12 protein-coding genes are annotated in these 12,579 nt (G+C 42.6%); 10 read left to right on the top strand and 2 right to left on the bottom strand.

Going from position 1 to position 12,579, the window contains the following annotated elements; all coding sequences use genetic code 11:
* Positions 1-13 precede the first annotated feature (13 nt).
* The 7 genes from pyrD to rmf all read left to right on the top strand — a co-directional run bounded on the left by pyrD (position 14) and on the right by rmf (position 8,687).
* Positions 14-1,024, top strand: a complete 1,011-nt coding sequence (gene pyrD / locus DUN60_RS06930; protein ID WP_017077215.1) for a quinone-dependent dihydroorotate dehydrogenase — start codon at positions 14-16, stop codon at positions 1,022-1,024.
* A 205-nt stretch (positions 1,025-1,229) separates the two neighbouring features.
* Entirely contained in the window at positions 1,230-1,778 is a 549-nt protein-coding gene (locus tag DUN60_RS06925; RefSeq protein ID WP_114633580.1) for a cell division protein ZapC, read from the top strand.
* A 540-nt stretch (positions 1,779-2,318) separates the two neighbouring features.
* Positions 2,319-4,439 carry a bifunctional 23S rRNA (guanine(2069)-N(7))-methyltransferase RlmK/23S rRNA (guanine(2445)-N(2))-methyltransferase RlmL gene (gene rlmKL / locus DUN60_RS06920; protein ID WP_114633579.1) on the top strand — a complete coding sequence of 707 codons (2,121 nt, stop codon included), beginning with the start codon at positions 2,319-2,321 and terminating at the stop codon, positions 4,437-4,439.
* A gap of 67 nt (positions 4,440-4,506) precedes the next feature.
* Positions 4,507-4,725: a glutaredoxin family protein gene (locus DUN60_RS06915; protein ID WP_009846663.1), complete on the top strand. Its 219-nt coding sequence runs from the start codon at positions 4,507-4,509 to the stop codon at positions 4,723-4,725.
* Positions 4,703-6,619, top strand: a complete 1,917-nt coding sequence (locus DUN60_RS06910) for an ABC transporter ATP-binding protein (protein ID WP_114633578.1) — start codon at positions 4,703-4,705, stop codon at positions 6,617-6,619. Before DUN60_RS06915 ends, DUN60_RS06910 begins: the two co-directional genes overlap by 23 nt.
* A 9-nt stretch (positions 6,620-6,628) precedes the next feature.
* A complete protein-coding gene (locus DUN60_RS06905) occupies positions 6,629-8,353 on the top strand; it encodes a DUF3466 family protein (RefSeq protein ID WP_114633577.1) in 1,725 nt (574 codons plus the stop codon).
* Between the two features lie 160 nt (positions 8,354-8,513).
* Positions 8,514-8,687, top strand: coding sequence for a ribosome modulation factor (gene rmf, locus DUN60_RS06900; RefSeq protein ID WP_017074275.1), 174 nt, complete (start codon positions 8,514-8,516; stop codon positions 8,685-8,687).
* Between the two features lie 249 nt (positions 8,688-8,936).
* On the opposite strand, the gene fabA is transcribed toward rmf, so the two are convergent.
* Positions 8,937-9,452 (bottom strand): bifunctional 3-hydroxydecanoyl-ACP dehydratase/trans-2-decenoyl-ACP isomerase, encoded by a 516-nt coding sequence (gene fabA, locus DUN60_RS06895; RefSeq protein ID WP_010440782.1) that lies wholly within the window; start codon positions 9,450-9,452, stop codon positions 8,937-8,939.
* A 70-nt stretch (positions 9,453-9,522) separates the two neighbouring features.
* Positions 9,523-11,175 (bottom strand): AAA family ATPase, encoded by a 1,653-nt coding sequence (locus DUN60_RS06890; protein WP_114633576.1) that lies wholly within the window; start codon positions 11,173-11,175, stop codon positions 9,523-9,525.
* Positions 11,176-11,363: 188 nt separating this feature from the next.
* On the opposite strand from DUN60_RS06890, the gene matP reads away from it, so the two are divergent.
* From matP to DUN60_RS06875, 3 genes are all read left to right on the top strand, one after another.
* Entirely contained in the window at positions 11,364-11,819 is a 456-nt protein-coding gene (matP, locus tag DUN60_RS06885; RefSeq protein ID WP_004733655.1) for a macrodomain Ter protein MatP, read from the top strand.
* A 23-nt stretch (positions 11,820-11,842) separates the two neighbouring features.
* Complete coding sequence (locus DUN60_RS06880) at positions 11,843-12,151, top strand: DUF3634 family protein (RefSeq protein WP_114633575.1); 309 nt, start codon at positions 11,843-11,845, stop codon at positions 12,149-12,151.
* A gap of 105 nt (positions 12,152-12,256) precedes the next feature.
* Entirely contained in the window at positions 12,257-12,565 is a 309-nt protein-coding gene (locus tag DUN60_RS06875) for a hypothetical protein (protein WP_114633574.1), read from the top strand.
* Positions 12,566-12,579: the final 14 nt, after the last annotated feature.

The following is a 12,579-nucleotide window of genomic DNA, read 5'->3' as shown; positions in this document are numbered from 1 at the left end:
TATCGGAGGCACAATGCTTTACCGTCTAGCCAGAACTGGCTTTTTCCAACTTGATGCCGAAAAGGCTCATGATCTTGCAATTCAAAATTTCAAACGCTTCACAGGCACACCTATTGATCTTTTGTATCGCCAACAATTACCTCACCGACCTGTAGAGTGCATGGGTCTTACTTTTAAAAACCCAGTTGGCCTTGCTGCCGGCCTAGACAAAAACGGCGAATGTATTGATGCATTTGGCGCAATGGGTTTTGGTTTTGTAGAAGTAGGGACTGTGACTCCTCGTCCACAAGCAGGTAATGACAAACCACGTCTGTTCCGTCTTGTTGAAGCCGAAGGTATTATCAATCGCATGGGTTTTAACAACCTAGGTGTAGATAACCTAATTGAGAATGTTAAGAAGTCGAACTATGACGGCATCTTAGGTATCAATATTGGTAAGAACAAAGACACGCCAATTGAAAAGGGCGCAGAAGATTACATTATCTGTATGGAGAAGGTTTACCAATACGCGGGTTACATTGCGGTAAATATCTCTTCACCAAATACTCCAGGACTTCGTTCACTACAATATGGCGAAGCACTTGATGATTTGTTGTCTGAACTAAAAACCAAGCAATCTGAATTAGAAGCGAAGCATGGCAAATATGTCCCGCTTGCTCTTAAGATCGCGCCGGATCTAAGTGATGACGAAATCAGTCAGATTTGCGAATCATTGATCAAAAATAAGATCGATGGTGTGATCGCAACCAACACGACATTGGATCGCAGTATCGTTGAAGGCATGAAGCATTGCGATGAAGCGGGTGGCCTAAGCGGACGTCCAGTTCAATCTCGCAGTACTGAAGTTGTTCGCAAACTTCACGAGGAGCTGGGTGACCAACTACCGATCATCGGGGTAGGTGGCGTTGACTCTTACGTTGCTGCAAAAGAGAAAATGATGGCGGGCGCGAAGCTTGTACAAGTTTACTCTGGTTTTATCTACAAAGGTCCAGGCCTTGTAGGCGACATCGTCAAAAATCTATAGTTCGTAAAAACGATCTTAGTCCAAAGACTACAATCCGGCATCGTCTTAATAAAAGAGACACTGTAACTCACTGAGTTGTAGAGAAAAGCAATAAGAAAGAGGAATTCATTTCCTCTTTTTTTTTGCCTATCGCACAGTAAAATTACTGTAATTGAAGGTAATTTTGCGTTTTACCTAATGGAATGGTTCAACAGTGTGAGACGAAATGATGCTTAAACCTAGCGATACATGGAGTTGGTATTACGATGAGCAGCAATGTTCATTGATGCTAAACCTCGGAGAGGATATGATTTTTAAAACGAATCTGGTCCGCAATAAGCTGGTGGACTGCGCTTTTAAAGATAATGAATTCACTGTTGATGATGCATCTTCCTACCAAACCTTCAAAGAACAAATTTCTGGCTTAGAACTGTCTGAGCCACGACAAGCCGAGCTTGCACTTTATTGTGTGGCCGCGAAGCGTTTTCATAAGCCTGTACAGCCTAAAAGCTGGTTCTTCGACTCACAAGGCGTTGGCCATGAATATCCTCAAGAAGGGGATATTGTACAAATGCATAACGAGCATAGCCTTGGTTACTTCATTGTATTAGAAGTAGGAGAGTGTGCGAGCTTATGTGCATTTGTAGACCTAGAAGAGTTCCTCCTAACGCCTTCAAAAGGGTTACGATTTGGAGACTCGATTAAAGTCATGCACGATAGAATGACTGACGCAAATGCTATCCTTCATCAAACGCATATTGCGATGGTGGGTTAACCTCTAACCTAGAGCGTTAATAGAGCACTATTTCGACCAAATATCGCTACGAATAAACCTGTAATACCTTCCCCATAATCGGCTTAATAGCCGATTTTTTTGTGCCTAAAAAAGCCTATCTCAATAAATACGACGTAGTTCATTCATTTGAATGACGTTGTTCACTTATTTAATTTGTAAAAAACGTATCTTTTTTAACCTCAATTTCGACCGATTCTCCCACTATCGATAGCGGATTTCCTCTGTTTATTCCCTGTTTTGGGTCTTTTGTTGTTAAATTTCAACCTAAATTTCGGTTTGGTATATACCAGTTTAAGGGTGAATATAAATGCATTTAATGGTTTAAGCCTATCGATGAGTGTTATTTCTGTGAGATTGAGAGTTGTTGTGTTGTAAGGGAGTGCGGGTAAGCGATCGCTTCATGACTGACCATTTGCTAAGCAGTTAGTCGAAAGATTCAATGAAAAGACGAGTTTAGTGTGATGCTCTGGTAACAAATTCAGGTATAATCGAGCTCATTTTTATCAATAAAAGAACACTATGAATCAATATCTAGCGGTTACCTCAAATGGCCTTGAGAATTTATTAGTTGAAGAACTAACCCAACTAGGGATTACAAACGCAAAACCTGTTCAAGCAGGTGTTAAATTCAAAGCCACCAATGAGCAAATTTATCGTTGTTGTTTGTGGAGCCGTTTGGCTTCTCGATTTGTACGTGTCCTTTCAGAATTCACTTGTATGGATGACATGGATCTTTACCTATCGACCACTGCGGTTAACTGGGTAAATCAATTCCATAGCACTAAGCGTTTCGTTGTTGATTTCAATGGTACGAACAACGAAATCCGTAATAGCCAATACGGTGCGATGAAAGTAAAAGATGCCGTTGTTGATAGCTTTGAGAAAAAGTCTTTGCCTCGTCCGTCTATCAGCAAAGAAAATCCAGATATTCGTATTCACGTTCGTCTACATCGTGACAAAGCGATTCTTGGTGTTGATATGGTAGGTAGCGGTCTTCACCAACGTGGTTACCGTCCAGAATCAGGTCGCGCACCATTGCGTGAAACCCTTGCTGCAGCGATTCTTCTTCGTAGTGGCTGGGATGCGACTAAGCCTTTCCTAGACCCAATGTGTGGTTCAGGTACGTTAGTGATTGAAGCAGCAATGATGGCTGCAAACATGGCACCGGGTGTTAAACGCCAGAAGTGGTGTTTTGAATCTCTAGAAGATTTTGAACCAGAGCTGTGGGCTGAAGTAAAAGCTGAAGCGAACGTTCAAGGCCGTCGTGGCGTTAAGAAAGTAGAATGTAAGTTCTATGGCTACGACAATGACGAGCGCATGATCAAAACAGCGCGTGACAATGCTCGTCGTGCTGGTGTTGAAGAGCTGATTGAATTCGAAGTAGGTGATGCAGCAAAGCTTAAGCGTCCTACAGAGTTTGCTGATGGTGTGATTGTTTCTAACCCACCTTATGGTGAGCGTCTTGGTACAGAGCCGGGTCTTATTGCACTTTACACGGCATTCGGTGCACAACTTAAAGCGGAATTTGGCGGTTGTAACGCGTCTATCTTCTCTAGTTCAGACGAACTGCTTAGCTGCCTACGTATGCGTGCAGACAAACAGTTCAAATTGAACAATGGTGCGTTACCGTGTCACCAAAAGAACTACTCAATCTCTGATCGTCCGATGTCAGAGCGTCCAACGGGTGAACAAGAGCAACTTATTGCTCCAGACTTCGCAAACCGTCTTAAAAAGAACATCGGTAAAATTGGCAAGTGGGCTAAGAAAGAGCAATTAGATTGTTACCGTATCTACGATGCGGACTTACCAGAATACAATGTAGCGATTGACGTATACCCAGGTCACCTAGTGATTCAAGAATACGCAGCACCTAAAGATGTACCGGAAGAGAAAGCAAAACGTCGCTTAACCGATATCATCCGTGCTTCTATTCAAGTCACTGGCGTTGAAGCAAACAACGTGGTTCTTAAGGTTCGTCAGAAGCAGAAAGGCCGCTCTCAATATCAAAAAATGGCTCAAGACTCCTCTAACCTAGAAGTGAACGAATACGGCGTTAAGCTGATTGTTAATCTTCACGACTACTTAGATACGGGCTTGTTCTTAGATCATAAGATCACTCGTCGTCGTATCGGTGAAATGGCTGCAGGTAAAGATTTCCTTAACTTGTTTGCTTACACTGGCAGTGCTTCTGTTCATGCTGCTGTGGGTGGTGCACGCTCTACAACAACGGTTGATATGTCTAATACCTACCTTGAGTGGGCAAAGCAGAACATGGAGCTGAATGGCCGTGTTGGTCGTCAACATCAGTTTGTTCAAGCTGACTGCTTACAGTGGTTGGTTAAAGAGCAGGGCTCTTACGACCTGATCTTCATTGATCCACCAACGTTCTCAAACTCTAAGCGTATGGATCAATCTTTCGATGTTCAGCGTGATCACATTCAATTGATGGAAAACCTCAAGCGTCTTCTTCGTGAAGAAGGCACGATTGTGTTCTCTAACAACAAGCGTCACTTCAAAATGGATGTAGAAGGCCTAGAGGAGTTAGGTCTTAAAGCTCAGAACATCTCAGCTAAAACGCTTCCATTGGACTTCTCTCGTAACAAGCACATTCATAACTGCTGGTTGATTACACATAAGTAATTAAGAGATTGTATAAGGATATAGCGTGCTGACTCTCTACAGTACAGAAGGGTGCCATCTATGTGAGATGGCATTCAAACTCACGGAACAGTTAAACATTAGCCATCACGTCAACGTTGTCGACATTGCATTTGATGATGAGCTCTTTTCCCGTTACGGGGTCACTATTCCTGTGCTCAAATTTGAAAGCTCTGACTTTTCTCAAAGCTCAGAGCTTAACTGGCCATTTGGCTTGTTAGAACTTAATGATTGGTTAAAAAAGAATGGCATTACTTACAATTCATAACGGGCAATTAGCATTTGGCGATCACCCGTTATTAGATCGTGCGGACTTTGCACTGCAAGAAAACGAACGTGTGTGTTTAGTAGGGCGCAATGGTGCGGGTAAGTCTACGTTGATGAAAATCCTGTCAGGGAACATCATCATGGACGACGGTAAGATGCAAATCACACAAGATGTGGTTGTCTCTCGCCTTGAGCAAGATCCACCGCGTAATGAAGAAGGCACCGTTTATGATTACGTTGCTGGTGGCCTAGCGGAAATCGGCGAACAGCTGAAGATCTACCATGATCTTTTGGATCTCATTGGTACTGACCCTAGCGAAAAGAACTTAAATCGTCTTACTCGTGTGCAAGAGCAGTTGGATCATGCCAACGCATGGCGTTTCGAAGATCGCGTAAGTAACGTAATGGCGGCGCTTAAACTCACTGCTGAAACAAAACTGACCGATTTGTCTGGTGGTTGGCAACGTAAAGCGGCGCTCGCTCGTGCGCTTGTATGTGACCCTGACGTGCTTCTACTCGACGAACCGACTAACCACCTGGATGTTGCGACAATCGAATGGTTAGAAGGCTTCCTGAAAGACTTCCGTGGTTCAATCATCTTTATCTCGCATGACCGTGCTTTCATCAAATCGATGGCAACACGCATTGTTGATCTTGATCGCGGCAAGCTGAGCTCGTTCCCTGGCGATTACGAAAACTACTTGCTAGAGAAAGAAGAAGCGTTACGTGTCGAAGAGATGCAGAACGCTGAATTCGATAAAAAGCTTGCTCAAGAAGAAGTTTGGATTCGTCAGGGTATTAAAGCTCGTCGAACGCGTAACGAAGGCCGTGTACGTGCCCTTAAGAAGTTACGTGAAGAGCGCATCAATCGTCGTGAAGTGCAGGGTAAAGCGATTATCCAAATTGACGATGGCCAACGTTCAGGCAAGATTGTATTCGAAGCAGAGAATCTTAACTTTGGCTTTGAAGGCAAAGAGATTGTTAAGGACTTCAGCTTCAACATTATGCGTGGCGATCGTATTGCTCTGATCGGCCCTAATGGCTGTGGTAAGAGTACTGTCCTTAAACTGCTTCTTGATCAGCTTAAGCCTGACTCAGGCCGTCTGCACTGTGGTACTAAACTTGAAGTGGCTTACTTCGACCAATACCGCGAAATCCTAGACCCTGAGAAGTCAGTAATTGACAACCTAGCGGATGGTAAGCAAGAAGTGACAGTAGGCGGCCGTGAGCGTCATGCACTGAGCTACCTACAAGATTTCTTGTTCTCTCCTAAACGTGCTCGTACTCCTGTGAAGGCACTGTCTGGTGGTGAGAAAAACCGTCTGTTATTAGCTCGTATTTTCCTTAAATCGAATAACTTATTGATTCTCGATGAGCCAACCAACGATCTAGATATCGAAACTTTGGAACTTTTAGAAGATTTGCTTGCCAACTATCAGGGTACGCTTCTTTTAGTGAGCCACGATCGTCAGTTTGTTGATAACACGGTTATGACAAGTTGGATCTTTGAAGGTAACGGCGTAGTGGAAGAGTTTGTTGGTGGTTACCATGATGCTCAGAAACAAAGAGCACAAGCGCTGGAGTATCGTCAGGCTGAAAAGCCAGCAAAGGCGGAGAAAGTTGTTGAGGAAACTCCCAAAACTGCGCCAGTTAAAGCTAAACCTAAGAAGTTATCGTATAAGCTACAACGAGAATTAGAAACGTTACCTTTGCGTTTGGAAGAATTGGAAACCGAGATTGAAACTCTGCAGCAAGAAGTTAATGATCCAGACTTCTTCTCAAAATCTGTAGAGCAGACACAACCAGTTTTAGATAAGCTATCTGCAGTAGAGCAGGAGCTTGAAGTTGCTTTTGAGCGCTGGGAAGAGCTCGAGGCACTACAACAGGAAAGTTAAGAAGTAATAATGACTTGTACTAAATTTAAATTAACAACAGTTGCAGCATTAGTTTTTGCTGCAACTAATGCGAATGCTGCGCTTTACAAGGTAGTTGAAGTAACGCCTTCTATTACTGGTGCTTCTGAAATATTTGGTGTTGCGATTCAGCCTGGTAAAGCTGTCAACGCTAACGCAGCATTACCTGATGATGAGTTACCTCTAGGTTGCTTTGATTCTAATGCAACTAACTGTGCGGATAGTACATTTAAGCTTGCTGGCGAAAGTCGCAATACTCTTGAAGCTGTAAGTTATCGTGAAGAAGTACCATTCGCAATGGACGCTCCATTTCAATATATCCAAGAGCGCGATGATTTCGAAAACTATTGTAAACTTGAGCTGCAATACTCTACGTGTGAAAGTTGGGCAGAAAACCGCTGGAATGATACCTGGAGCAAGGAAAAAAACGACCTAAGTTATGTAAATGCAAAAGCATTTGTTGAGGGTGGGTCTACGTTTGAGAACCGCAATACGGTCATTAACTCTTTAGATGATAAGGCTAAACCATTAGGTGTTAAGTCTGATGGTAACATCCGTAGTAATGCGATGTTCACAACTACAGTTGGGCCTACAGGTACCTCAGAAACTCGTGCATGGAAAGCTATAACAGCAAGTAACGGTACTGTTTATAACGTAGGTAGTGTATCTACGAAAGGCCCTAAAACAGACACTTCAGATACAACGTTTAGTTCAAAAGCAGCAATTTGGGATGGTACTACAACAAAAGAAATTGATTGGATCAGAAGTGGCAACGCCCAACAAGGCGATTACTTCGCCCAAGGCAGCATGCGTTCAATTACTGAGTCGGGTACTAAGTTTTATGGCGTAGGCTACAATACTGTTGATGGTAGTGGCGATCTGCAAGATATGAATGCATCTGTATTCATCAGTAAATCTCTGGACTTAGCTGACAGCGCGAATACTTGGACGACCAAATCAATTGAGGGGGCTAAGGTCAACTCTAACTCGTCTAACGATTACAAATACAGTAACTCTGTTGCGACCGATATTAACGACAACTTGTTTGTTGTTGGTAACTCTAAGCGTAATGGTCGAGTTCCTGAAAATGGTAGCGCAGGTAATAAGATTTTCGTTGTAACTGATGCATCAGCATCTACTCCTACTGCAACATACTTGTCTGGTGGCATTTTCTTTGATGGTTCGAGCGGTGAAGCTAAAGCTGTTAACAACTTCAATGAGTTTGTTGGCCAGATTGATGCTGAGACGACTCGTGAAGTAGATGGTAGTGAGCGTAGACACCGTGGTTTTATTTACCCATATCAAGCGACTGGCACTGATGCATCAAGGATTGCGCTGTTTGAGAGCAAAGCTTGGTGGTTAGATGATCTAACAAATGATGGTAACGCTTCTGGAGAAAACAACAAGTTCCGAATTATTGATGCTTCCGATATCAATGATGCGGGTGTGATCTCAGCCACCGCTATCAAGTGTACCGTTGGTGGAACAACACAAGCATATGATACAACGTCACATAACTCATATTGTGGCGGTGCAGCATCTAATGCAGTTGAAGAGGTTGTTGCTGTTAAGTTGATTCCTATCGCTGGTAAAGGTAAAGCCGATATCCAAACTCGTAGTGCTGATACAGAGAAAGTTGATCGTCAAGGCGGTAGCCTAGGTTGGTTGGGTTTGACTGTACTTGGCCTATTAGGGTTCCGTAGAAAATTTAAATAATTTTATCTCTTGAGCCCGAGTTCACAATTCTGAACTCGGGCTTTTTTTCGCCTTGAGAAAAGTGCAAAAGTGGTCGATTCTTAAAGTTGGAGTCAACAAAACTCCACGAAGTTGTAATCATTGTATGTTAGTAAACGAACACCCGTATGAGGACTGCACTATGAAGAGACAAAAGCGTGATCGCCTAGAACGAGCACAATCTCAAGGTTACAAAGCTGGTTTAAACGGCAGGTCACAAGAAGCTTGCCCATATAGCCAAATGGATTCTAAATCGTATTGGTTAGGTGGTTGGCGTGATGCCAAAGATGATAAGCATTCAGGTCTCTATAAGTAGATAGGGCGAACATATTCAAAGGTCAAGGCTCCATGTTGTATAACAGCTGGAGCCTTGTTAATTTCTGAGAACCATACAAGGCCTTATAAACCGAGAACTTGCTGATTAGAAGTTGATTTAAGGTTGTTTTGCTGGTGGATATATAATTGATGAGAGTTATTTAGTCACATCTTAGTGCACTATAACTAAATGCGTTGGAATGAAAATAAAGCAACCATTGGCTGCTTTATTAAAAATCTAACTATTAGACTAGAATGCTGATGTGTCTTGGAAAAGACCAACTTTCAAATCTTTAGCAACATAGATCTCTTTACCATCAACAAGAACGCGACCGTCTGCAAGGCCCATTACTAGGCGACGGTTAACAACACGCTTCATGTGAATTTCGTAAGTTACTTTTTTAGCCGTAGGTAAGATTTGGCCAGTGAACTTAACTTCACCAACACCTAGAGCACGGCCTTTGCCTTTGCCGCCAACCCAACCAAGGTAGAAGCCAACAAGCTGCCACATTGCATCAAGGCCTAGACAACCAGGCATTACTGGGTCGCCAGGGAAGTGACAGTCGAAGAACCATAGGTCAGGAGTAATATCCAGTTCAGCAAGAATCAAACCTTTACCGAAATCACCTTCAGTCTCAGACATTTTAGTGATGCGATCCATCATCAACATGTTCGGTGCTGGTAGTTGAGGACCTTCTGGCCATAGTTCGCCTTGGCTTGATGCTAGAAGATCTTCGCGAGTGTAAGAATCACGTTTGTTTTGCATTATCAATTACTCCGATTTTTGATAGGTGCATATTAGTGAACAGGTGTACGCTAAACAAGTCCGATCAGTACTAGACAAACCAGTTTTTAATGCGTCCAACGATTCCAATAGGGTGCTCATGTCTTTCAAAGTTTTCAATACGTTCCGCGATTTTACTCAGAACGCTTTCTTGTTCTTCGTCCCTAAATGGTGCGTTCATAATAAGAGGAATCGCTTCATCTACATTAGACACAGACCAGATATGGAACTCTTTGTTTTTGATGCTTTCAATTAGGTCTGGCTTCAGAGCAAGGTGTCTTAAGTTAGATCTAGGAAGGATCACACCTTGTTCGCCAGTTAGCCCGTTGTGTTTACACACATGGTAGAAGCCTTCGATTTTCTCGTTTAGCCCACCAACGGCTTGTACACGACCGAATTGGTCAACTGCGCCTGTTACCGCTATTTGTTGATTGATAGGGTATTCCGACAAAGCACTTACCAGAGAGCAAAGCTCAGCAAGAGAAGCACTATCGCCATCAACTTCGCAGTATGATTGCTCAAACACAACAGAAGCAGCATATGGCAACGGATCTTCAAGGTTTAGCGCGCTACTTACAAACGCTTGCATGATCATCATGCCTTTAGCGTGAAGGTTGCCACCAAGCTCTGCTTTTCTTTCTACATCGGTAATGTCACCATCGCCAAAGTGAATAACACAGGAAATACGAGCTGGTTCACCATAAGAAATAGGGTGTCCAGGAACGTCAATAACCGTCAGGCCGTTAACTTGTCCTACTTGCTCACCCTCTGTTTCGATGATGACTTGGCCATCTCGAATATCATCGAGAGCACGTTCAGGAAGGTAAGACTCGCGGTTGTATTTATGTTGTTGAGCTTGCTGAATATGGTGAATATCAATGTCACCATTGTCCGCTTCAACCAAAGCTTCGCTCAATAGCGCATTGTGCCAAATAGGGCATAAAGGGATATAGCTCTGATCTTCAGTCTCACGCGCGCCAGCGGTAAGAATCCCAATTAGTGCCTGTTGCGTAATATATGGGAGGTTATAACGTTGCTGAAGCCATCTTAGATACCCAAGATATTGGGTCAAAGTATCGTGTGAAAGCTTAATATCTTGTTCTATTTCACTGAATAGGCAAAACCCTGTTTGAATATCGCCATCTAGATAATCCAGATCACCAAGTTGAGCGCGGTCTCCGACAACAATCAACTTAATGTTGTATGTCAGTGCAGCGATAGGCGTTTGATTTAGATGCTCTGGAAAACTGCTAATTGGTTCGACTGCTTCACCGAGAAGTGCGGATTTCAATAACAACCAACTTCCTGGATTTGCAAGGATCAGATTCGCTGAGACAACGAGGTAACCATTGTTCGCTCTAGAAAGTAGACCTGGCTTTGTCGCTACAATTTCACCATTTTTAGACTGAACTTGGTCAAATAAAGCGGCTGCATTTAAAGATTCGGTTTTTATAACAGGCTGAGCATCGTCTTTTAACTCTGTCGTCAAAGATTCAACGATAAGTTGACGATAGATTGAGTTGTCAGGCGCATTAACAAGTAGAACTCGTGAAAGATTGGATAGGCGTACAAAACGGGTTAGCGCATCTCTAAATCTATGTTGAATATCTGAGAATGTGAAAGGAGATATGTCAGGAAATTGCTCTAGTTGAGCGCTATATTCATCGTACTGAGGCGTAACATGTCGCCAATCTACTTGAGTCATTTAAATGTCTGATTATGATAATAAGGTAGGGAGTATATAGAAAAACCGAGGACTCATATAGGTCTATGTTGTAGTTACTAAACACTAAGCTAATATAAGTATGATCTTGGTCTATTCTTTCAAGACAATAATTGTTAAGTGACCTATTATGGGTTACGCTGTCACTAGGTTAACTCTCGAGATTAGACATGAAATATCAGCAGCTTGAAAATTTAGAATGTGGTTGGAAATGGAACTACTTGGTAAAAAAATGGAAAGAAGGTGATTCGATCACGTGCCATATTGATTCAAGTGAAGCTGATGTTGCCGTGAAAGCTTTGTTGGAGCTAGAACACCAACCTACAGGGGTTCTTGAGTGGATCTCAAATAACATGTCGCCTGAGCTTGATAACAAGCTCAAGCAAGCGATCAGAGCCAAACGTAAGCGCCATTTCAACGCTGAGCAAGTTCATACTAAAAAGAAGTCTATCGATCTTGATTATCGAGTCTGGGAGAAGTTATCTCAACGAGCAAACGAACTCGGTTGTACGTTATCTGATGCGATAGAGTATTTGGTTAGCGAAGCGTCTCGAAGTGAGCAGGCCAGCAAGACGGTTACTAGTCTTAAAGAAGATTTGAGTAAGCTCCTTTCTGACGATAAATAACCGTCAACAGTAGTGGTGACATTATGATGTATGTAATCTTAATTGGTGCAGCGTTGGTTTTTTGGTTAGTCGCAGTTGATCGGCCGGTATTGAAAATCAAGTTTAGTTACGGGGCGATCGAACAAGTTAAAGGTCATCTTCCACCGAGCTTTAAGCACAACCTTCAAGAAATTGGCCACAATAATTCCTTCAAGGGCGAACTGAAAGTGTATGCTAAACGCTCTGGTTACAATCTCAAATTTACTAAAGATGTACCTAAAAGCGTTCAACAACGTATTCGTAACGTATTTCCGCATAATGGATTTAAATCCAAAGGTTCAAAGAAAGCGTAATTGTCGAGAATTACGCGTTATCTAGTAAAACGTCATACTTAGTTAATTCTTCATCCCCCTTAACTGTAAGCATACTGTTCTCAACCCCAATAAAGAGAGAGCAGTATGAGATATCTAATATTCTTGTCGTTTTTTTTATCCCCATTTGTTTTTGCCGACGATGCATTGGTTAACCCCGTAGCCAAAAAAATCAAAGCCACAATGCTGAAAGGGCTCAACAAGAATAATATTGATTTTGATGGTTATTGCGACCTGATGATAGAAATGAAGCACTCTAAAGGTTATGCAAGAATTAAAAAGGTTAGGACATCTGGCGATAGCAAAGCATGCAAACAAGCTAAAAAGCACTTACCGAGGAAGAAAAAGTTCAAATACAGCTTTCCTGAAAAGTACATCCGCCTCCATATCACATAATAATCCGATGTCAT

Source organism: Vibrio splendidus (genome assembly GCF_003345295.1).
GTDB lineage: Bacteria > Pseudomonadota > Gammaproteobacteria > Enterobacterales > Vibrionaceae > Vibrio > Vibrio splendidus_K.
This window is presented reverse-complemented; position numbering and strand designations above follow the sequence as displayed.

Bases quoted from the DNA above. Each gene is read 5' to 3' on its own strand.
- pyrD (WP_017077215.1), top strand. From the start codon at position 14: ATGCTTTACCGTCTAGCCAGAACTGGCTTTTTCCAACTTGATGCCGAA.
- DUN60_RS06925 (WP_114633580.1), top strand. From the start codon at position 1,230: ATGATGCTTAAACCTAGCGATACATGGAGTTGGTATTACGATGAGCAG.
- rlmKL (WP_114633579.1), top strand. From the start codon at position 2,319: ATGAATCAATATCTAGCGGTTACCTCAAATGGCCTTGAGAATTTATTA.
- DUN60_RS06915 (WP_009846663.1), top strand. From the start codon at position 4,507: ATGGCATTCAAACTCACGGAACAGTTAAACATTAGCCATCACGTCAAC.
- DUN60_RS06910 (WP_114633578.1), top strand. From the start codon at position 4,703: ATGGCATTACTTACAATTCATAACGGGCAATTAGCATTTGGCGATCAC.
- DUN60_RS06905 (WP_114633577.1), top strand. From the start codon at position 6,629: ATGACTTGTACTAAATTTAAATTAACAACAGTTGCAGCATTAGTTTTT.
- rmf (WP_017074275.1), top strand. From the start codon at position 8,514: ATGAAGAGACAAAAGCGTGATCGCCTAGAACGAGCACAATCTCAAGGT.
- fabA (WP_010440782.1), bottom strand. From the start codon at position 9,452: ATGCAAAACAAACGTGATTCTTACACTCGCGAAGATCTTCTAGCATCA.
- DUN60_RS06890 (WP_114633576.1), bottom strand. From the start codon at position 11,175: ATGACTCAAGTAGATTGGCGACATGTTACGCCTCAGTACGATGAATAT.
- matP (WP_004733655.1), top strand. From the start codon at position 11,364: ATGAAATATCAGCAGCTTGAAAATTTAGAATGTGGTTGGAAATGGAAC.
- DUN60_RS06880 (WP_114633575.1), top strand. From the start codon at position 11,843: ATGATGTATGTAATCTTAATTGGTGCAGCGTTGGTTTTTTGGTTAGTC.
- DUN60_RS06875 (WP_114633574.1), top strand. From the start codon at position 12,257: ATGAGATATCTAATATTCTTGTCGTTTTTTTTATCCCCATTTGTTTTT.